Genomic DNA, 21,501 nt, shown 5'->3' on the forward strand with positions numbered 1-21,501 from the left:
CAGACCTGGCGACGCGGCATGGCGCACCGCAATGCGATCGATATAACGCAGCAGTTCCTTTCCTGGCTGGAGAGACGATGAAACGCAGGAGCCTATGCACGTTTGGGCTGCTCGCGCCGCTCGGCCTGGCGGCCGCACCGGCGCTGCTGTCGTCGCTGCGTGCGCCAGTGCCGGATGGTCGTCCGCATGTATTCGGCTTCGACCGCGGACAGTTCGTGCTGGACCAGCAGCCGTGGCAGTTGCGCAGTGGCGAGATGCATCCGTTGCGCATCGCCCGTGCGGATTGGCTGCAGCGCATCCGCATGGCCAAGGCGATGGGCTTGAACACGATTGCGCTGTACCTGATGTGGAATGCCTACGAGCGCGAGCCGGGGCAGTTCGATTTCGCGACCGACGAGCGGGATTTCGTCGCCTTCATCAAGCTTTGCCAGCAGGAAGGCATGTGGGTGTATCTGCGACCCGGCCCTTACGTGTGCGCCGAATGGACGCTCGGCGGGCTGCCGCCCTACCTGCTGCGCGAACCGGGCATGCGGTTACGCGACGCCAATGACGCACGTTACATGGCAGCGGTGCAGCGCTATATCGCCGCGGTGGCGCCACGCCTCGCACCGCTGATGGCCGGTGCCGGCGGGCCGGTGCTGATGCTGCAGATCGAGAACGAATACAGCATGCACGGCAGCGACGTGGGCTATCTGCAGGCGCTGGCTGCGCTTTGGCGCCAGCACGGCATCGATGGCCCGTTTTCCCTGGCCGAAGGCATGAAGGACCTGCGCCGGCGCAAGGCCTACCTGCCCGGCGCGGCGCTGGGTCTGGATGGTGCGGATCTGCAGGAGCTACAGCAGGCCAGAACCATCGCAGGTGACGCACCGGTATGGGTCGCCGAAGGCTACCCGGGCTGGTTGACGCATTGGGGCGATGCCGATGTGGCGCGCCGCGACTACGCGCCGATGCTGCAGCGCCTGATGGCGGCCGGCTATTCGTTCAATCTGTATGTGGTGCACGGCGGCAGCAACTTCGGGCTGAGCGCTGGCGCCAATGCCGAAGACGACGGTTCGCACTTCCAGCCGGTGCTCACCAGCTACGACTACAGCGCACCTATCGACGAACGCGGCCGCGCCACGCCGGCCTACACGGCACTGCGCAGCATCATCGCCCAACACAGCAGCGGCCCGTTGCCGGCGATTCCGGCGGCGCCAGCGCGCGCCCGCTTCGACGCGGTCATTGCACACCCGGTCGCATCGCTGTGGGACAACCTGGGCGATCGGCCGGTGCCTACCGACCAGCCTGCCGACAACCAGACCCTGCTCAGGCAGAACCTGGGCCTGGTGGTCTATCGGCGCCGCATTGCCGCCGGCACGCAACTGGACCTGGGCCAGGTGCACGACTACGCAGCAGTCCACCTGGATGGCCGGGAGATCGGCCATGTCTCGCGCATGCGGCATGCGCACCTCAACAGTGCCGCGCAACTCGCCCTGCCGAACGCCGCCGCGAAGGAACGCCAGCTCGACGTGCTGGTCGACAGTTTCGGCCATATCAATTTCGGCCCGGCACTGGGCGATGCCAAAGGCCTGCTCGGCCCGGTGCGACTGGATGGCAGCGAGCTGCGCGGCTGGCAGGTGCACGGCGTAGCGCTGGATAGCGACACCGCGCCCACGTTGCGCCCACTGCAATCCCCAGCCACGCGCCCCGGCCTGTTCTTCGCCGCCGATATCGCACTGCAGACGGTCGGCGACGTGTACCTGGACATGCGCCAGTGGCGCAAAGGCTATCTGTGGCTCAACGGACGCCTGTTGGGGCGTTACTGGAACATCGGCCCGCAACAGTGCCTGTTCTGCCCCGGCGCCTGGCTGCGCAAAGGCAACAATGCGGTGCTGGTGCTGGATCTGCATCAACTGCAAGCCACCGCAATCCACTGCGCCGACAGCCTGCGCGCTGCACATGACGCGGCCACCACAGCACGCAGCACGCATGCGGCGTACAGCGCATGCTGAGCCCCTCGGTGGTATCGCCATCGTCCACACCGGCAGGCGCCCCGCCGCGCACGCTGGGTTTCTGGAGCGCGCTGTCGGCCAACCTGCTCAACATGATCGGCATCGGCCCGTTCATCACCATCCCGCTGGCGTTGTCGGCGTTGGCTGGCCCTTCGGTGTTGATCGGCTGGGTGGCCGGCGCGTTCCTGTGCCTGTGCGACGGGCTGGTGTGGGCCGAACTCGGCGCTGCGATTCCGCGCTCGGGCGGACCGTACCACTATCTGCGCGAAGCATACGGGCGCGAACGCTGGGGGCGCCTGTTCGGGTTTTTGTATCTGTGGCAAACGCTGCTGACCGCACCGCTGTCGGTGGGCTCGGCGGCGGTGGGCTGCGTGCAATATCTGGCGTTCCTGCTGCCCGGCCTGGGCCATGCCCGGCTCACCGCCATGGCGATGGCGCTATGCGCGTTCAACACACTGCTGCTGTATCGCAAGGTGCGTTCGGTGCAAGTGCTGTCGTTGCTGGTGAGCGCCGTGGTGATCGGTGCCTGCGTGTGGATCATTTTCAGCGGCGTGCTGCATTTCGATGTGGGCATCGCCGCGGATTTCCTGCATGCGCGCCCGGCTTCGCCGCACGGCTTCTGGCTGGGCTTGGGCGCAGTGGCATTGATCGCGGTGTACGACTACGGCGGCTACAACAACGTGTGCATGCTCGGTGGCGAAGTCCGCAAGCCACGCCGCACCATTCCGCGGGCGGTGCTGGTCTCGATCCCGATCGTGGCGCTGCTGTATCTAGGCCTCAACGTCACCTTGCTCGGCGTGCTGCCTTGGCAGAAGGCGGCGCAATCCAAGGCGGTGATGGCCGACTTCATGCAGGCCATCTACGGGCCGGCGGGCAGCACCGTGGCAGTGGCGTTGATCGTGCTGGCCAGCTGGGGCTCGGCACTGGTGGTGTTGCTGGTATATTCGCGGGTGCCATATGCCGCCGCCGCGGCCGGGCAATTCTTCGGCGTGTTTGCGCGGCTGCATCCGCGTGGCGGCTTTCCCACCGTGTCGCTGCTGTTCGTCGGCGCAACGTCCGTGCTGGCCTGCCTGCTGTCGCTGGACGATCTGATCGCCACCTTGATGATCATCCAGATCCTGTTCCAGTTTCTCGCGCAATGCCTGGCCGTGGTGCTGTTGCGACGCAAGCGGCGCCGCCGTGCATTTTCGATGCCGCTGTATCCGTGGCCGCTGCTGATCAGCGTGGCCGGTTGGCTGTATCTGCTGGCCACCAGCCCCGGCCATCGCGTATTGGCGGCAGTGCTGGCGCTGTGCGTGGGCAGTGCGTTGTATCTGATCCAGGCACGGAGGGAGCGCGCATGGCCGTTCCAGCTGCAATGAGCGCGGCGCAACTCATGGTGGTCGGCGAGGTGTATCTCGACCACATCTTCAGCGGTTTCGAACGCTGGCCGGCACCCGGCGAAGAAGCGCTTGCGCGTCGCTACACGCGCGAGTTGGGCGGCGGCACGCTGATCACCGCCTGCGCGCTGGCGCGGCTGGGCTGCAGCGTGCGCGTGCTCGGTGCGATCGGTGCGCAGGACCGCCCGGTGTTCACGCAGCGCCTGGACGAGTTCGGGGTATCAGCTGATGGCTTGGTCGACTCACCGGCCGGCACCGGCGTGACCACCAGCGTGTCGCTACAGGACGACCGCTCGTTCTTCACCTACCACGGCGCCAATGCCGACCTGAGTGCGCTCCTGCTGGATGAAACCTCCATCGCCGCGATGTCTGCGGCCACCCACGTGCACTTCGCCCTGCCGCTGCCTGCTGCGGTGGCGCAGCTCCTCCTGCCGCTGCTGGCGCGTGCCGGCTGCAGCACCTCGCTGGATGTCGGCTTCAACCCGGCCTGGCTGACCGATCCTGCCAACCACGCCACCTGCCGCGCGGTGACCTGGTTTCTGCCCAACCAGAAAGAAGCCGCGCTGATGGGCTGCGGCGATGGCGCCGCTGCGTGTCTGGCATGGGCACACGCACTCGGCCTGCGCCAGGCGGTGATCAAGCGCGGCGCTGCCGGCGCGATGGTGATCGATGACGCCGGCGCACGCCGGGTCGCCGCGCCCATCGTGCCGGTGCGCGACACCACCGGCGCCGGCGATGCCTTCGATGCCGGCTTTCTCGCCGCCCAGCTGCGCGGCCTGTCGCCGGACGAAAGCGCACAGCACGGCTGCCACGCGGGCGCGGCCTGCTGCAGCGCGCTCGGTGCGCTCGACGGCCTGTTTCTCCTATCTCCCCCCACACACGAGGACGTTCCATGAGCAGTTCTGTCGACAATCGCAAGCTCACCCTGATCGGCGGCGGCGGCGTCCGCACCCCACTGGTGGTGTATGGCGTCAACGAGGCCGCCGAGGCGCTGGGCGCGGGCGAGATCGTGCTGTACGACCCCGACCAGGAGCGGCTGGCGCTGATGGTGGCGATGGGCCGTGCCATCGTGGCCGAAGCCGGCGGCGCGTTGCAGGTGCATGCGGCGCCCTCGCTGGAAGCGGCGATCGAAGGCGCGCATTTCGTGCTCAACAGCATCCGCGTTGGCGGCATCGCCCAGCGCGCCTCCGATGAGCAGACCATCATCGGCCATGGCTATTCCGGCCAGGAGACCACCGGCCCCGGCGGCGTGGCCAAGGCGCTGCGCACCGTGCCGGTGGCGATCGAACAGGCGCGCATGATCGAGCGCCTGAGCCCGGACGCCTGGCTGGTGAGCTTCACCAACCCCGCCGGGCTGATCACCCAGGCCATCAGCGCGCATACCCGCGCGCGCGTGGTCGGTATCTGCGATACGCCGGTGGAGTTGTTCCACAACATCGCACGCGCGCTTGGCGAGCCGGCTTCCGATGTGGAATGCGACTACGTCGGACTCAATCATCTGGGCTGGATCCGCGCGGTGCGCCTGCGCGGCGAAGACATCCTCGACCGCGTGCTCGCCGACGACGCCATCCTGCGCCAGCTCTACCTGGCGCCCTTGTTCGACTTCGACATGCTGCGCGCGCTGCGGCTGATCCCCACCGAATACCTGTATTTCTTCTACGAACGCCGCCGCGCCCTGGAGAACCAGCGCGCCAGCGGCGCGAGCCGTGGCGGCGAGATCGAGCGGCTCAACCGCACCCTCATCGGCAACCTGCGCAGCCGGCTGGACGCCGGCGACACCACCGGCGCGGTGCAGACCTATGCGGCCTATCTGGCACAGCGCTCCGGCTCGTACATGAAGCTGGAGGCCGAGGCCGGCTCGGCCTTCGCGCCGGACCTGGCGCCGCAGCCGGACCCGTTCCGCGCCAGCACCGGCTATCACCGCATCGCGGTGGACGTGATGAGCGCGCTGACCGGCGCCCGGCCCGCGCGGCATGTCGTCAATGTGCGCAACCAGGGCGCGATGGCCGAGCTGGCCGACGACGACATCGTGGAAATCGCCGCAGACATCGATCGCGACCGCATCGTGCCGGTCCCGGCCGCGCCGCTGCCCAGCGCCGTGCAGGGGTTGGTGCACACGTTCAAGGCGTACGAGCACGCCGCCATCGAGGCGGCGCTCAGCGGCAGCCATCTGGACGCCTGCAAGGCCATGCTGATCCACCCGGCGATTGGCGAATGGAGCCCGGCGCGGCGGTTGCTGGACGCGTTGTTCGGCCACGCACACGACGACGGCCACTGCGCGGGGCCGGCGCAGTGGCGTGGACATGCGGTGGGCTGAGAACGAGCTTGATGCCGCGCCGTCGCTGCCGGTGCGGTCGTGACACTGGCGTGCCGGTGGTCGGCGCGTTTCAACGCCGCCGGCAGCGAAGACCCAGCGCAATCCGCTACGCAGACGGCAGAGAATTGTGCGGCCGCACTATGCACATTTGGCGCACACGTTGTATGGTCATCGGGAATTGGTCATGCATAGGTCTCATCCCTAGCCGGCGGGTAGCGCGGCGCTGGAGCGGCACTGGTGCGCAGGCCTGCAGTCGAAATCCAAGGAGTTCCAGGTCATGCACACCCGCCGCGACATCCTTCAGCTGCTGGGCGCCAGTGCCGGTGCCGGCCTGCTCGCCGCTGCCCTGCCTGCCCTTGCGGCCGCGCCCGCCACCGGCGCGTCCAGCGCAGGCAGCGCCTTCGTCAGCAGGCGCCCGCCCAAGGCGCAGCGCCGCTTCGTCAGCCAGGCGGTCGAACAGCAACTCGCGCAGATCAAGGCGCGCATCGCCGCCCCCGAACTGGCCTGGCTGTTCGAGAACTGCTACCCCAACACGCTCGACACCACGGTGGAAACCGGCACCCGCAACGGCAAGCCGGACACCTTCGTCATCACCGGCGACATCCACGCGATGTGGCTGCGCGATTCCTCCGCGCAGGTGCACCCGTACGTGCCGCTGGCCAGGCGCGACCCGGCGCTGCGGCGCATGTTCCATGGTCTGATCCAGCGCCAGGCCGCGTGCATCACGCTCGATCCGTATGCAAACGCCTTCCTGCCCGATGGCCAGACCCAACGCCTGAAGTGGTCGCTCAACGACATCACCGAAATGAAGCCTGGCGTGGGCGAGCGCAAGTGGGAAGTCGATTCGCTGTGCTACCCCATTCGCATCGCGCACGAATACTGGCGCGCCACCGGCGACGCCGCACCGTTCGACGACGACTGGCGCGCGGCGATGCACGTGGTGGTCAAGACCTTCCGCGAGCAGCAGCGCAAGGACAACCGCGGCCCGTACGTGTTCCAGCGGCCCTCGCCACTGGCCACCGAAACCCTGGTGCTGGAAGGCTACGGCCAGCCGACCAAGCCCAACGGCATGATCCACTCGATGTTCCGCCCCTCCGACGACGCCTGCGTGTTCCCGTTGTTCGTACCGGCCAACCTGTTCGCAGTGACCTCGCTGCGACAGCTGGCCACGATGAGCACCGCCTTGCATCGCGACACTACCTTTGCCGCCGAGTGCACCGCATTGGCCGACGAAGTGGAGACCGCCACCCGCCAGTTCGGCCAGCAACGCGATGTCGACGGGCAGGCGTACTGGGCGTTCGAAGTGGACGGCTTCGGCAACCAGTTGTTCATCGACGACGCCAATGCACCGGGCCTGCTCAGCCTGGCCTACCTAGGTTGCTGCGATCGCGCCGACCCGGTGTTCCTGCGCACGCGCCAGTTGGCGTGGAGCGAGCGCAACCCGTATTTCTCGCGCGGCAAGGCGGCCGAAGGCGTCGGCAGCCCGCACAGCGGCATGGGCACGATCTGGCCGATGTCGATCATTCAATACGCGCTGGTCAGCGACGACGACGCGCAACTGCGCCAATGCCTGCAGTGGTTGAAAACCACCCACGCCGGCACCGGCTTCATGCACGAAGCCTTCGACAAGGACACTCCGAACACCTTCACCCGCGACTGGTTCGCCTGGGCCAACACCTTGTTCGGCGAACTGATCATCGACCTGCATCAACGCAAGCCGCAGCTGCTGCGTAGCCTCTGACCTTTCCTTCTCCTTTGGGAGAAGGTGCCCGCAGGGCGGATGAGGGTGCCCCGGCATCGGCCCGCAACATTCCGAGACCACACACATGGCAACACGACGCGGTTTTCTCCAAGGCGCCATCGCCGCAGCCCTGTTCGGCAGCGTCGGCCTGCCCGGCCTGGCGCGTGCGCGCGCCGACAATTACGCGCTCCCGGCCGATGCGCGCACCCGCGCCGACCTCACCCGGCATGTGGATGTCTTCATCGGCACCGGCGGCCACGGCCATACCTTCCCTGGCGCCACCTTGCCGTTCGGCATGGTGCAGCTCAGCCCGGACACCTATAACGCAGTGTGGGATTCGTGCTCGGGGTATCACGAATCCGATGGCTCGATCATGGGCTTCTCGCACACACACCTGTCCGGCACCGGTATCGGCGACATGCTGGACTTCCTGCTGGTGCCCGCAACCGGCGAGGTCAAACTGGTGCCCGGCCCGCTCGACAACCCGGATGCCGGCTACCGCTCGCGCTACGACCATGCCGATGAGGCCGCATCGCCGGGCTACTACCGCGTGCGCCTCAAGGACAGCGGCGTGCATGCCGAACTCACCGCCACCGCGCGGGCAGGCCTGCACCGCTATCACTTCCCCAAGGGCAAGCCGGCGCATGTGTTGCTCGACCTGTGCCACGGCATGCAGGACAAACCCGGGATTCCCACCCGCGTCAGCGATGCGCAGCTACGCGTGGTCGACGAGCGCACGCTCACCGGCGGACGCCGCGTGTACCAATGGGCCAAGGGCCGCTACATCTATTTCGCCATGCGCCTGTCGCGCCCCTTCAAACAGGTGCAGTTGTACGACCAAGACCAACCGCTGGCCGCCGGCACGCGCAGCGCCGACGGCACGCACCTCAAGGCCGCGCTGCATTACCCCGATGCTGCCGACGCCCCGCTGCTGATCAAGGTCGGCATCTCGGCCGTCAGCGCCGACAACGCACTGGCCAACCTGGATGCCGAATTGCCGGACTTCGACTTCGCGCGCGTGCATGCGCAAGCGGTCGCCGCCTGGGAAAAGGAACTGGCCCGCGTGCGCATCGACAGCGATGACGACGCGCAACGGCGCATCTTCTACACCGGCCTGTATCACAGCCTGCTGGCGCCCACGCTGTTCTCCGACGTGGACAACCGCTACCGCGGCATGGACCTGCAGGTCCACACCGCGCCCACCGGCTATCACAACTACAGCACCTACTCGTTGTGGGACACCTATCGCGCATTGCACCCCTTGCTGACCTTGGTGCAACCCGAGCGCGTGCCCGACCTGGTGCAATGCCTGGTGCGCGGCGCCAACGAATGCCCGGACGGCGTGGGCATCTGGCCGCTGCAGGGCGTGGAGACCGGCTGCATGATCGGCTATCACTCCGCCGTGGTGCTGGCCGAGGCGCATGCCAAGGGCTTTACCGGTATCGACTACAAGGCCGCGTGGCCGGCGTACCGCAAGCGCGCGATGGACGACACCACTCACGGCCTGGGCGAGTACCGCAAGCTCGGTTACATCCCCGCCGACAAGGTAGACGAAGCAGTCAGCCGCACGCTCGAATACGCTTACGACGACTGGGCCTGTGCGCATCTGGCGCGCGCCGCCGGCGCCAGCGACGATGCGCGCGCACTGCGCGAACGCTCACGCAACTACCGCAACGTATTCAATCGCGATAGCGGCTTCGTGCAGGCGCGGCTTGCCGACGGCAGCTGGGCCACGCCGTTCGACCCGCGCGGCATGGGCCACATCGCCAAGTGGCGCGATTTCACCGAATCCAACGCCTGGCAGGCCACCTTCCTCAATCAGCACGATCTGTACGGCTACATGGACCTGTACGGTGGTCGCGACGGTTTCGTCGCCAAGCTGGACGAGCTGTTTTCCACCAGCTCCGAACTGCCCGCCGATGCACCGCCGGATATCGACGGCATGGTCGGCCAGTACGCGCATGGCAACGAGCCCAGCCATCACGTGGCGTATCTGTTCGCCTATGCCGGCCAGCCGTACAAGACCCAGGCGATGGTGCGCCGCTTGCTGCGCGAGCAATATCACGATGCGCGCAACGGCCTGTCCGGCAACGAAGACTGCGGGCAGATGAGCGCATGGTTCGTGCTCAGCGCACTGGGTCTGTATGCGGTGGATCCGGTCAGCGGCAACTACATCGTGGGCAGCCCCTTGTTCAAGCGGGCCACGCTGGATGTGGGCAACGGCCGCACGCTGCGCATCGTTGCCAACAACAGCAGCGAAACGAACGTCTACGTGCAATCGCTGAAGTGGAACGGCGCACCGACCAACCGTGCCTGGCTGCGCCATGCCGATCTTGCCGCAGGCGGCACCCTGGAGTTCGAGATGGGGTCCACGCCCAATCTGAGCTTCGGTGCCAACAAGAAGGATCTCCCGCCCTCGTTTGCCTAGCGGACGCACAGCCGCGGCAGCTCGACCATGACAGCTCCCGCTAGTCCCCTTTTTCCGCAAGCAGAGGCGCGCTGCCTTCCTTCTCCCGCAAGCGGGCGCGCGCTGCCTTTCCTTCTCCCGCAAGCGGGAGAAGGTGCCCGGAGGGCGGATGAGGGCCACCCTCAACACCGATCCACCCAAAACCTCATCCACCGCCATCACCCGTCATTGGTTACCGCCGAGAATCGCTCATGCTGCGCACCACCCTTGCACCGCTCGTCCTGGCCCTCGCGTTCGCGCTTCCCATCACCGGCGCAGCCGCAGATACCGAACGCTGGCCGAACTTCGGCACGCAGGGCACGCAGTTCGTGCGCGACGGCAAGCCCTACCAACTGCTTTCCGGCGCCATCCATTTCCAGCGCATTCCGCGCGCCTACTGGAAAGACCGCCTGCAAAAAGCGCGTGCACTGGGCTTGAACACGGTGGAAACCTACGTGTTCTGGAATCTGGTGGAACCGCAGCAAGGCCAGTTCGATTTTTCCGGCAACAACGATGTGGCCGCGTTCGTGCGCGAAGCCGCCGCGCAGGGGTTGAACATCATCCTGCGGCCCGGCCCTTATGCCTGCGCAGAGTGGGAGGCCGGCGGCTACCCGGCCTGGTTGTTCGGCAAGGGCAACATCCGCGTCCGCAGCCGCGACCCGCGCTTTCTCGCCGCCAGCCAGGCATATCTGGACGCACTGGCCAACCAGGTGCAGCCGCTGCTCAACCACAACGGTGGGCCGATCATCGCCGTGCAGGTGGAGAACGAATACGGCTCTTACGCCGACGACCACGCGTACATGGCCGACAACCGCGCCATGTACGTCAAGGCCGGCTTCGACAAGGCCTTGCTGTTCACCTCCGATGGCGCCGACATGCTCGCCAACGGCACCTTGCCCGACACCCTGGCGGTGGTGAACTTCGCACCCGGCGAGGCCAAGAGCGCATTCGACAAACTGATCAAGTTCCGCCCCGATCAACCGCGCATGGTCGGCGAATACTGGGCCGGGTGGTTCGACCATTGGGGCAAGCCGCACGCCGCCACCGATGCCAGGCAACAGGCCGAAGAATTCGAGTGGATCCTGCGCCAGGGTCACTCGGCCAATCTCTACATGTTCATCGGCGGCACCAGTTTCGGCTTCATGAATGGCGCCAATTTCCAGAACAATCCCAGCGATCATTACGCGCCGCAGACCACCAGCTACGACTACGACGCCATCCTCGACGAAGCCGGCCACCCCACGCCCAAGTTCGCGTTGACGCGCGATGCCATCGCCCGCGTGACCGGCGTACAGCCGCCCGCATTACCGGCGCCGATCGCGACCACCACACTGCCAGACACGCCGCTGCGCGAATCGGCCTCGCTCTGGGACAACCTGCCCGCGCCGATCGCCATCGACACCCCGCGGCCGATGGAGCAGTTCGGCCAGGATTACGGCTACATCCTCTACCGCACCACCGTCACCGGCCCGCGCAAGGGCCCGCTGTATCTGGGCGATGTGCGCGATGTGGCGCGCGTGTACGTGGATCAACGACCGGTCGGTAGCGTCGAACGACGGTTGCAGCAGGTGTCCCTGGATGTGGAGATTCCTGCAGGCCAGCACACCCTGGATGTCCTGGTCGAGAACAGCGGCCGCATCAATTACGGCCCGCGCATGGCCGACGGCCGCGCCGGCCTGGTCGACCCGGTCGTGCTGGACAACCAGCAACTCACCGGCTGGCAGGCCTTCCCGCTGCCGATGCGCACGCCCGACAGCATCCGCGGCTGGACCCGCAAGGCCGTGCAAGGCCCGGCGTTCCACCGCGGCACCCTGCGCATCGGCACGCCCACCGACACCTATCTGGACATGCGCGCGTTCGGCAAGGGCTTCGCCTGGGCCAACGGCGTCAACCTGGGCCGCCACTGGAACATCGGCCCGCAGACCGCGCTGTATTTCCCCGCGCCGTTCCAGCGCAAGGGTGACAACACGGTGGTGGTCTTCGATCTGGACGATGTCGCCACCCCCAGCGTGCGCGGCCTGAAGCAGCAGGTGTGGCTCAAGCCGAAGGAGTGAGTCTCACGAGGCGGCTGCTGCCGACGCGTGCGCGCTCGCACAGCGGCCATCAGGTCGTGGACTCAGGGGCCGCGGCCGCGGCCTGTTCGCGGATGCGTGCTGCCTGGACTTCGGTCGCCAACAGCGTGCCGCGCACATGGGTGGCGTGCTGACGGGCCTGTTTCAGACAGAACCTGGCAAACCCTGCCACGCCTTCTTGCGGCACGATCGCGTTCGAGGTCAGCACCCGGATCAGGCGCTGCTGCAAACCGGCCATCCTGGCGGCGGCGCGCGCCTGGCTTCGCGCATCGGGGCCTGCCAGCTCCTGCTCGGCCATCTCCAGTTCCTGCAGCATCAGGCTGACGGCTCGCCGCTGGGTGTCGTCGCGCGTGCGCGCTTGATGCAATTGCGCCAGCAGACGTTCCGGCGCCCGATCGACCGTCGCAACCGGCGTTTCGACATGAGAATGCGGATCGTCGTGCACGTCGGGCTGCGGAAGGTCCGCCTGCGCGCTGAGCTTGACGTCGAGATACTTGTTCTGCAGTTCGAGGCAGCATTGCATATAGGCGATCTGCGACCTCACCGAGCCGGGCGTTTGCAGCCACTGCGCAAGCGCGGTTTCGGTCAGCACCGCGCTGTGCTTGGCATGGCTGCGCATCGCCTTGCCTCGCGCCTCCTGCGGCTTGCCGGTCAATACCGCGCGTCCGTAGTTCGCTGCCGCACGCAGGGCTGCATTGACGCGCCGACCCAGCGGCGCCGCAGGTGCCGCTCGACCCGAGCCTGTGCTCTGATCTGTCGAGCGCGGCTTGGCCGGATGCAGTTTCTGCAGGTCGTCGGCGCCGGCCTGCAGAAACGCGTCCAACGCCTTTTCCTGCCCATCGATGCAGGCGTAAAGCGCGCTCCGCAACTCGAAACCATGGTGCGGCACCACGTCATCTGCCGCTCTTGCGCCCGACCTGTCGGCAGTCGAAGCGGCGGGTTCCGGCATTGCCGGTTGAGCATCATGTGCGGCAGAGGCGCCTTGGCGATGCTTCGGCTCCAGGCCGGGATCGGCTTCTGCAATGAGATCGTCTTCATCGCTTCCCGCCGCTTCCTCCGCCACTGGCGTCAGTGCAACGTCCAGCGCAGTTGGCTGCAACTGGTCGGCGACGTTGGGCGCTTCCCGGGCTGCGCCACTCTCCGCCTCGCGTGCAGGCAATAGATCCGCCACCGCCAGTAGCGCACGATCGACGCCGGGCATGTCCTCGGTCTGGTACCTGCGATAGCGCTTCTGCTTGCCGTGCGCCAGCAGGAACTGATGGCTGCCGACCCCCATCGTGGCCGCACCGAGCAGGCCTGCGCCGATGATCAGGCCCGTGCCCACCGGTGCGGCCACCGTGGCGCCGGCAACGACGGCCGCGCTGACGCCGACCTTGGTCAACGTACTGGCGGTGTAGGTGATTCCACTCACGACAAAGCCCTTGTTCCACTGGTTGAACCGATGCGCAAAGCGGTCGTACTTGCCCAACTTGGTGCTCACAAAGTACTGGTAGCGCTGTGCGCCAGGACTGAGTTCGCTGGGTTCGAGGTCTTGCAGGAAGCGCTCGACCCTGCCGACATCCACGGCAACACGTGCCCTTTCCCGACGCGACTGGTGCAGGAAGGTGCCCCCCAGTGCGGTCGCCGCCACGCTCGCCAACGGCGCGAGCACGAAGGAGCCGGCGATGCCCGCCGCAGAGGCCGCACCTGCGGCGGCGGCGCTGTGGCCCACCAGGCCTGCCGCATTTGCGCTATTGCTGGCGATTGCCAACCCGCCCTGGATGCCGAGTTCGCTCGCTGCCTTGGTGAAGATCACTCCGGCCGAGGCCATGGAGGTCGCGGCGATGGCACCGTCCCGCGCATTTCGCCGCTGCAGGTAGGCGTTGGTATCGATCGCCTCGCTCAGTGCATGCGCGTGCGCATTTGCAGCGTCTGCAGGCGCTGCCGTGTCCAAGGCAGATTGCAGTGCCGCCTGCTCCGAGCGCAGGCGGCGTTCGCGCTGCCGCAAGTGCGTGCGCTGCTCGGCAACCTCGCGGGTTTCCTTGTACGCGGCATAGATCGCAAGACTCGACAGCGGCAGCATCGCACCGCTGATGCCCAGGCTCATCGCCAGATCGAATGCGCCTGCCGGCGCGCCTTCCTCGGCGAGGGCGTGCAGGACGCCTTCCTTCGCTGCATGCCCAACCGCTTGCGGATCCGCCGGATGCCCGGCGTCGGCATGCGGCGCGTGGTGTCCCCCCGGCGTCGGCGCATGCGGGGCATGGGCAGCGTGCGGGTCTGCGGGATGTGCGGTCTGCGGTGGGTGTGGCGGGTGGCCATCCGGTGCCGCTGTATGGTCGGCCGGTGGGTGCGCGGGTGGATGCGCTGACTCCCCGGCTTCGGCGGAATGCTCGGGTTCGCCGCGGCGGGGAATGTCGTTGATCAATTCGGCCGTTTTGTCCGCGGTTCCGTGCAAGGGGTCGGCCACGTACTTGGCGACAACGAATACGTCATAGGCCGTCTCCGCTTCGGCAACTCGGGCGTTGGCATCCCCGTGGTGCGGTCGTCGCTCGCTCTCATCGCGATGTGTGCGTTTGGGCAGTGGCCGCGCCTGCAGCACTTTCAACCCCAGTGGCCAACCCTGTCGATCTTGGGGCGATTCCGCTGCGGGGGGTGTTTCAACGGCCACAGAATCGCGTGTGACAAGATGCTGTGCAATGGATCGCTGGACACGCATGAGCAAACTCCAACCGGTGCAAAGCGGCGATGGTGCGCCTGTCCTTTCCATCCAGTCTTGCTGCGACGAACACGCGATTCCGTAAACGAACTCTCCGGCCTAACCACGCGTCGCGCGATTTATCCCGGAGAAAGCCCGCCATTGAGTCCCTCCATGCCAGATTGGCAACGCCACATGGATGGCCTCGCGGAGCTGGCGATGCGCCAGGACGCGCCGGCACAGCAATCCACCTGTTGAGCCGCCGCGTTCTTCCAAGACGCCCATCGCATTCAGCCCTATTGCGCAATCAAACATAACCGCCAGAGCAGATTTCAGCCGATGGCGCTTTAGACCTGGCCGCAGCCGCCGTTATTAGAACGTCCGGTGCCGCTGCGCCGCCGCATACCGTCGAGGTATCGGACGGCACAGATTCCAGGCAATATCACCGGCTGACTCCGTTACGGATGCGCTTGCTTGCGACGTAGACGGCTTGATTGCAGGTTCCAGGAGCGTTGCATGTCGTCGTCTACCGTTGCACAAGAGTCCGTTTCCGCCGTTGCCGAGCACACCCAAAACGCCTTCGCCGAGCAGATCCACAGCAAGCCCATGGGCAGTGCCGAAGCCGCACACCTGATGACGTTCCTGTGCCAGACCGAATCGGCCAAGAAGCCGCAGACGCTGCTGCCGCCGCAAATGCGCGACGACAACGCCGCCTGAGCGACGCGTTTGCGCGAGCACGCGTGGCGACAGCCATGACGCTGTCGCCAGAGGCGGTTACTTTGCAGTGTCGAACGACCTGAGCACGGTCAGCAGACTGTTCGGATTGTCTGCGGCACCGCCTTGCGCAACTTTCTCGACATCTGCCGCGCAAGCGCCCGTATCGACACCGTAGGTCTGGATCACGCCCTGATTGGTGGCCGCCTGCGCCAAGGTGTTTTGCTGCTGTTGTGCAGCGACCGCATTCTGAAACAGGATGTCGCTCGAATGGGCCATGCTCTGGTAAATCGAACTCATTGCAACCGCTGGCGCTTCGCCAACGACCTTGACGTTGGTCTGGGTGACGGCATCGGTAATCTGCGGATCGAGGGTGGTTGGAAAAGCCATCAATGCACTCCTGAGTGAATGGATGCACGGCGGTCTGTGTTGTGTAGGCCCATCGGCGCTGAGAACGCATCGCGGTTATGTTCCCCGCATCGCTGCCGGCAACCCGCCACACCACGCGCGCTGTGCCATCCCGATAGCGGCCGGCGCGCGCACAACTCGACCCTCGCATCGCCACGCTTCAGCGCGCGTCGCAACATCGGTGTGATCGTACGCGCGGGTGCAATGCTGCCGAGTAATCGCTGCAATGAAGGCTTTACCGCGGCAATGCTGCACGATGGCCGCGTACACAGTCGCGCCAGGGTCAGGCCAGGTGCCACCAGCTGATAGCAGCCGGAGCAGCGCGGCCACATCGCTGTGTGTCTGGCGATGCACGTCGACCAAGCCGCCTCGACGGACGGCACACGTGGTATTTAAGAGATAATAAAGAGGTCTCTTTAAACCTGGCACAGGACTGGACCACGATGCATCCGCCACGCCTGCTGAGCCGTCTCGTTGCGAGCCTTGCCGCAAGCCTGGGTGCGGTTGTCGCACAGGCGCAATCGCCTGCGTCGTCGCCTTCGCCGATCGTGCTCAGCGAGTTCATCGCCGACCCGGCTCCCACGCCGCAGGCTCACGCCTCCACCTTGCTGGAAACGCGCGATGGTCATCTGCTGGCCGCCTGGTTCGGCGGTGAGCACGAAGGTGCGGCCGATGTCGGCATCTGGCTCGCTCGGCGCGGCCCGCAGCAATGGCAGACCCCACGCCGTATCGCCGATGGCGCACACGCCGGCGTCGATGGCACTGCAGTGCCGGCATGGAATCCGGTGTTGTTCCAATCGGCCACCGGGCCGGTGCAGCTGTACTACAAGCTCGGACCCAATCCGCGCCAATGGTGGGGGCTGCGTCTGCTCTCCACTGACGATGGCGTGCACTGGTCGCCACCGCAGCGGTTGGCCGACGGCATTCTGGGGCCGATCAAGAACAAGCCGGTGCAATTACCGAACGGTCGCATCCTGGCGCCCAGCAGCAGCGAAGACCACGGCTGGCGCGCGCATCTGGAATGGAGCGACGACGACGGCGTGCACTGGCAACGCGGCATGCCGCTCAACGATGCGAAGGCGATCGGCGCGATCCAGCCCAGCCTGCTGCTGTATCCGGATGGCCGACTGCAGGCATTGGGCCGCAGCCAGCAAAACAAGCTTTTCAGCACGTTCTCACTCGATGGCGGCCTGCATTGGCAGCCCATGCACTTGCTGGAGGTGGAAAACCCGAACTCCGGCACCGACGCGGTGGTGCTGCGCGACGGTCGTGCGTTACTGGTCTACAACCCGGCCATCGCCGGCAAGGACTGGTGGGACGGCCGCGGCACCCTGGCCGTTGCCGTCTCCAACGATGGCGTGCACTGGCAACGCGTGCTGACCCTGGAAGACAGCGCCCGTGATGAATTTTCCTATCCGGCGGTGATCCAGACCCGCGATGGGTTGGTGCATGTCAGCTACACCTGGAAGCGCCGACGGATCAGGCATGTGGTGCTCGATCCCGCGCGGTTCGACGCGTGCAGCCCCTCCTGCCAGGCGCTCGCCCCCGCAACGCTGCCTGAGCGCTGCACAACGGCATGCGGCCACGCCGCCGATCCTTCGTCATGATGACGACGGCTTCGCCCCTCGGAATTCGCCCATCGCGTTGCATGCCGATCATCGTCATCGAGCGACAGCCAAGACGAGGAATGCGATGCGACGCGTCGATCAACCCCGCCCGCCGGGCATGCCGGTAGGACTGCGGGAGCAGAATGCATCCGATGCAGATGCGCCCGTGCGGGCTGTCCCACCCGCACACCCCGCGCCCGAGCGCCCTACCGGCATGCTCGGCGGCCTGACCCGATATGTGCCTGGTGAGCGGTCCGGGCGTCCGCCAGCATCGCCTGCCGCTGCCGAGACCTCTCGCCGGCCAACCCCATCCGCTCGCACTCTTCCCGACCGCGGATCCGGCAGCGCCGCGCGGATGAACGAGGCGGCTGGACATCCTGCGCAGACGCCGCAATTGCCACAGCTCAGCGCCATGGAGCGCTCTCGCTTCCACTCCGTCACCACCGATTCGCAACGCTTGCAGCCGGTGCGCCCCCGTATGCCGCCGACCGTGGGCGCTTCATCATTACGGCGCTCCACAGCGCTTCGCCCGTACCGCGACGTCCTGTCGCAATGGCAACGACACTACAGCGCAGATCGCAACCGCTGGCACAGCGCGTGGCGCCAGGCCAACAGCAACAACCCGCAGGTCGAGACACGAACAGACCGGGCGCTGAAGGCAACCGCCGACATGCTGGAGGACGCAACCGCACCGGGGCGGGTCGCGCTGGAACTGCGCTCAGTTCCCCTTCCGCAATTTCCCGACCAGGCATTCCGTCTTTCTCATCTGCAGCACATGACGATCGACGCGGCGGGGTTGATGGAGCTCCCGGACACCATGCAGCAATTTGCTGGCCTGGAAACACTGACGCTTGCGCGCAATCCGCTTCGCTCGCTACCTGCGTCCATCGCAAGCCTCAGCCGATTACGCGAGCTCTTCATCCGCGCCTGCCCGGAACTGACGGAACTTCCCGAGCACCTGGCGAGCACCAATGCATCCGGCGAGCACGAGGGCTTGGTCAACCTGCAGAGCCTGCAGTTGGTAGAAACCGGGATCACATCGCTTCCGGCTTCCATCACCAGCCTGCAAAACCTGAAAAGGATACAGGTACGCAATTCGCCGCTGTCCGCCCTTGCCCCGGCCGGCCATCATCTGCCAAAGCTGGAGGAACTTGATCTGCAGGGCTGCACGGCGCTGCGCAACTATCCGCCGATTTTCGGCGGCAGTGCGCCATTGAAGCGACTGAGTCTGAAGGACTGCAGCAACCTGCGCACGCTGCCGCTGGACATTCACCGCCTGACGCAGCTGGAATAACTCGATCTGCGAGGCTGCGTCAATCTCTCCAGACTGCCCTCGTTGATCGCCGGATTACCTGCCAACTGCATCATCCTCGTGCCGCCGCATCTACAAGCGCAACTCGACCAGCATCGTCCGGTTGCGCGAACCGCCGAACCAGAGCGGACTGGCCCGACCGGCCCAGTTCTCTCGGCCCCTGGTGCCCGCAATCGCGCCAGGGCATCCTCTTCGGCGACCAGCACCACCGAACTGCTCCGTGCGGTTGCGCTCGAACTGAACAAGGTTGCGCTCGAACGCATCGAAGACACCGCACAGGCCATGCTGAGCACGGTCATTGATGAGGAAAGAAATCCCTTTCTGGAAGGTGCTCCATCCTATCTTCCAGAAAAGCGCCCGCCCGACATCCCCACCACCTTCGGCGAGATTCCGGTATTGCAGAAAATGCTGCAAGAAAGCAGGGATAGCCACTTCCTGCAACGGGTGAACGACATGGCAGGCCCCTCCCCCAGAATCGAAGACCGGAGCGAGGAAGGCCTCAGCCGCCACTACACGGAAGTCAGCAACTGGAAGGCGCAGAAGCGCGCGCACCTGGGCGTCGTCGATCATCTCGGGCAGTTCGTTTACCACGAAGGAAGCCCGCTCGACGCAGCGACGCTGGCCAAGGCAGTGCAGATGTGGAAGACCCGCGAGCTGATCGTCAACGCACACCCGCAGGATCGCGCGCGCTTTCCCGAGTTCGCTGTGCACATTCCAGAACAGGTCAGCGACGACTCTGACGACGAACAGCCAACAAGCCCGGAACCTTCAGGCCATCAGTAGATGGCAAAGGCGACGGGCGCAGCGGCCAAGCGAGCATCGCCGTTGTCGTGCCTGCGCAAGTCAGGCGGCGCCTTCCTGGTCGAACGGGGCGTTGCGCGTGTTTCACGCTTGCTGCAACGCGTCCACCATCCGTTGTACCCGCGCGGTATCGGTCCGCTGGTAGTCTCCGCCCAGATCGTGGACATACGGGTGCGGCGACGGCACCTGGGCGGCGATCACGCCACGCGCCGACGCATGGAATTCGTGGGCGCCGGTGTGCTGCCGTAGGGTGCGGATGTTGTGCTCAGAAAGCCCGGCACCGGGCATGATGCCGATGCGCCCGGCTGCCTGGCGCACCAACGCGGCGATGGTGTCGATGCCCTCTAGCGCACTCGCACGCGCGCCCGAGGTCAGCACCCGCTCGCACCCCAGCGTAATCGCATCCTCCAGCACACGCGACGGGTCGGCACTGACATCGATCGCACGATGAAACGTCACCCCCAACGACCCCGCCGCCTGCAGCAACACGCGCATCGTCGCCAGATCGACCTGCCCATGCCGGTCCAGTGCGCCAAGGACCACGCCATCGCATCCAAGCCGCACGCACTGCTCCACATCGCGGCGCATCACCTCGACTTCGGCGGCGTCGAACACGAAGTCGCCCACGCGCGGACGAATCAGCACATACAGCGGAATCCGCAAACGCTCGCGCACCACTGCCAACGTGCCGAACGACGGCGTCAGCCCGCCGCCATCCAGCCCACCGCACAGCTCCACGCGCATCGCACCGCCTGCTTGCGCGGCCAATGCCGAGGCCACCGAATCGGCAGCCACTTCCAACCCCAACGCGCTCATGCCGCCGGCTCGCTGGTGTAGTGGCTTTCGCCAGGCACCAGCAGATCCTGCCGCTGCGCATCGCACACCGCGTAACTGAAGCCCTTCTGGATCGCGAACGCACCCACTTCGCCGCGCTTGTTCATGGCCAGAAAGCCGACCTGCAATGTGCGCGTCAATTCCGGCTTGCGGCGGATCAGCCGCATCACCACCTCGCGACAGGCATCGGCGGGCGATTTGCCCTGCCGCGTCATTTCCACCACCGCGAAACTGCCGACATTCCGGATCACCTCCTCGCCCACACCCGTCGAGGTCGCCCCGCCCACTTCGTTGTCCACGTACAGGCCCGCGCCGATGATCGGGCTGTCGCCCACGCGGCCGTGCATCTTCCACGCCATGCCGCTGGTGGTGCATGCACCGGATAGATTGCCGTGCGTATCCAGCGCCAGCATGCCGATGGTGTCGTGATTGTCCTTGCCGCCGGGCAACTGGGCATCGCGCCAGGCGCGGTTTTCGACATTGGCTTCGGGCGAATACTTCGAGGTCTTCAACCACTCTTTCCAGGCCGCTTCCGAGCTTGGGGTCAACAGCGTGGTCTTCGGAAAGCCCTGTTCGAAGGCGAACTGACGCGCACCATCGCCCACCAACATCACGTGCGGCGTTTTCTCCATCACCGCACGCGCCACCGAAATGGCGTGCACCACGTCTTCCAGCGATGCCACCGCGCCGCAATTGCCCAGGTGATCCATGATGCAGGCGTCCAGCGTTACCCGGCCATCGCGGTCCGGATAACCGCCCAGGCCGACGGTGGGATTGTTCGGGTCCGCTTCCGGCACACGCACGCCGGCCTCCACCGCATCCAGCGCGATACCTCCGCTGCTGAGAATTTTCCAGGCTTCCTGATTGGCGGCGACGCCGAAGTCCCAGGTGGAGATCACCCGCGCCGCACCACGCGGCAGCGCCGTCGGCCGCATGCCTGGCGTGGCGCCTGCCGCGGCTTGCGCGCGGGCGCCCCAGCCGGCCAACCCGGACGCAATCGCGCCTAGCGTGGCGCTCTTGAGGAAGTGACGGCGTTGAAGCATGCGGATGACTCCATGACGGAAACGAGCGGCCGCACAGTGCGGTACCAGCTTTCCATCATGCGACAGCGTGGCGTGCGGATAAACCTTATTGCGGCGTTGTCGTATGCGGATCCGTGCACAACCCTTGCCTGGCTGGGAGCGGCGCGCTCGCGACAGGCATGG

At 66.2% G+C, this 21,501-nt stretch carries 13 protein-coding genes and 1 pseudogene; 10 read left to right on the plus strand and 4 right to left on the minus strand.

What is annotated here, in order from left to right:
• Positions 1-77: 77 nt before the first annotated feature.
• The 7 genes from J7360_RS04630 (at position 78) to J7360_RS04660 (ending at position 11,928) form a co-directional block, all read left to right on the plus strand.
• Complete coding sequence (locus tag J7360_RS04630) at positions 78-1,991, plus strand: beta-galactosidase (RefSeq protein ID WP_057660156.1); 1,914 nt, start codon at positions 78-80, stop codon at positions 1,989-1,991.
• The gene (locus J7360_RS04635; protein WP_209033351.1) at positions 1,985-3,352 is read left to right on the plus strand and encodes an APC family permease; all 1,368 of its coding nucleotides are present in this window, start codon (positions 1,985-1,987) and stop codon (positions 3,350-3,352) included. The genes J7360_RS04630 and J7360_RS04635 overlap by 7 nt, the downstream gene beginning before the upstream one ends.
• Positions 3,331-4,266, plus strand: a complete 936-nt coding sequence (locus J7360_RS04640; protein ID WP_244667762.1) for a sugar kinase — start codon at positions 3,331-3,333, stop codon at positions 4,264-4,266. The genes J7360_RS04635 and J7360_RS04640 overlap by 22 nt, the downstream gene beginning before the upstream one ends.
• Positions 4,263-5,687 (plus strand): 6-phospho-beta-glucosidase, encoded by a 1,425-nt coding sequence (locus tag J7360_RS04645; RefSeq protein ID WP_209033353.1) that lies wholly within the window; start codon positions 4,263-4,265, stop codon positions 5,685-5,687. Before J7360_RS04640 ends, J7360_RS04645 begins: the two co-directional genes overlap by 4 nt.
• A gap of 277 nt (positions 5,688-5,964) precedes the next feature.
• Positions 5,965-7,428, plus strand: a complete 1,464-nt coding sequence (locus J7360_RS04650) for a glycoside hydrolase family 125 protein (RefSeq protein ID WP_209033355.1) — start codon at positions 5,965-5,967, stop codon at positions 7,426-7,428.
• A gap of 85 nt (positions 7,429-7,513) precedes the next feature.
• Positions 7,514-9,856, plus strand: a complete 2,343-nt coding sequence (locus J7360_RS04655; RefSeq protein ID WP_057660142.1) for a GH92 family glycosyl hydrolase — start codon at positions 7,514-7,516, stop codon at positions 9,854-9,856.
• A 230-nt stretch (positions 9,857-10,086) separates the two neighbouring features.
• On the plus strand, positions 10,087-11,928 hold the full coding sequence (locus J7360_RS04660) for a beta-galactosidase family protein (RefSeq protein WP_057660141.1): 1,842 nt from the start codon (positions 10,087-10,089) through the stop codon (positions 11,926-11,928).
• A 49-nt stretch (positions 11,929-11,977) separates the two neighbouring features.
• Here the strand turns inward: J7360_RS04660 and xopK are convergent, their stop codons facing one another.
• The gene (gene xopK / locus J7360_RS04665; protein ID WP_280515164.1) at positions 11,978-14,641 is read right to left on the minus strand and encodes a type III secretion system effector XopK; all 2,664 of its coding nucleotides are present in this window, start codon (positions 14,639-14,641) and stop codon (positions 11,978-11,980) included.
• Between the two features lie 495 nt (positions 14,642-15,136).
• Between xopK and J7360_RS04670 the strand changes: the two genes are divergently transcribed.
• Positions 15,137-15,337, plus strand: coding sequence for a hypothetical protein (locus J7360_RS04670; protein ID WP_003482459.1), 201 nt, complete (start codon positions 15,137-15,139; stop codon positions 15,335-15,337).
• A gap of 57 nt (positions 15,338-15,394) precedes the next feature.
• Here the strand turns inward: J7360_RS04670 and J7360_RS04675 are convergent, their stop codons facing one another.
• Complete coding sequence (locus J7360_RS04675; protein ID WP_007968024.1) at positions 15,395-15,724, minus strand: RebB family R body protein; 330 nt, start codon at positions 15,722-15,724, stop codon at positions 15,395-15,397.
• Positions 15,725-16,185: 461 nt separating this feature from the next.
• On the opposite strand from J7360_RS04675, the gene J7360_RS04680 reads away from it, so the two are divergent.
• Both J7360_RS04680 and xopL read left to right on the plus strand, forming a co-directional pair.
• Positions 16,186-17,349: a sialidase family protein gene (locus J7360_RS04680; RefSeq protein WP_209033359.1), complete on the plus strand. Its 1,164-nt coding sequence runs from the start codon at positions 16,186-16,188 to the stop codon at positions 17,347-17,349.
• 355 nt (positions 17,350-17,704) lie between these two features.
• Positions 17,705-19,444: pseudogene (gene xopL / locus J7360_RS04685) on the plus strand (type III secretion system leucine-rich repeat domain-containing effector XopL).
• A gap of 102 nt (positions 19,445-19,546) precedes the next feature.
• Here xopL and J7360_RS04690 read toward each other — a convergent pair.
• Both J7360_RS04690 and J7360_RS04695 read right to left on the minus strand, forming a co-directional pair.
• Positions 19,547-20,278 (minus strand): copper homeostasis protein CutC, encoded by a 732-nt coding sequence (locus J7360_RS04690; protein WP_007969838.1) that lies wholly within the window; start codon positions 20,276-20,278, stop codon positions 19,547-19,549.
• A complete protein-coding gene (locus J7360_RS04695; RefSeq protein ID WP_209033361.1) occupies positions 20,275-21,339 on the minus strand; it encodes a N(4)-(beta-N-acetylglucosaminyl)-L-asparaginase in 1,065 nt (354 codons plus the stop codon). The genes J7360_RS04690 and J7360_RS04695 overlap by 4 nt, the downstream gene beginning before the upstream one ends.
• Positions 21,340-21,501 lie beyond the last annotated feature (162 nt).

Origin of the sequence: Xanthomonas sp. D-99 (genome assembly GCF_017746145.1) — a bacterium.
Taxonomy (GTDB): Bacteria; Pseudomonadota; Gammaproteobacteria; order Xanthomonadales; family Xanthomonadaceae; genus Xanthomonas; species Xanthomonas cissicola.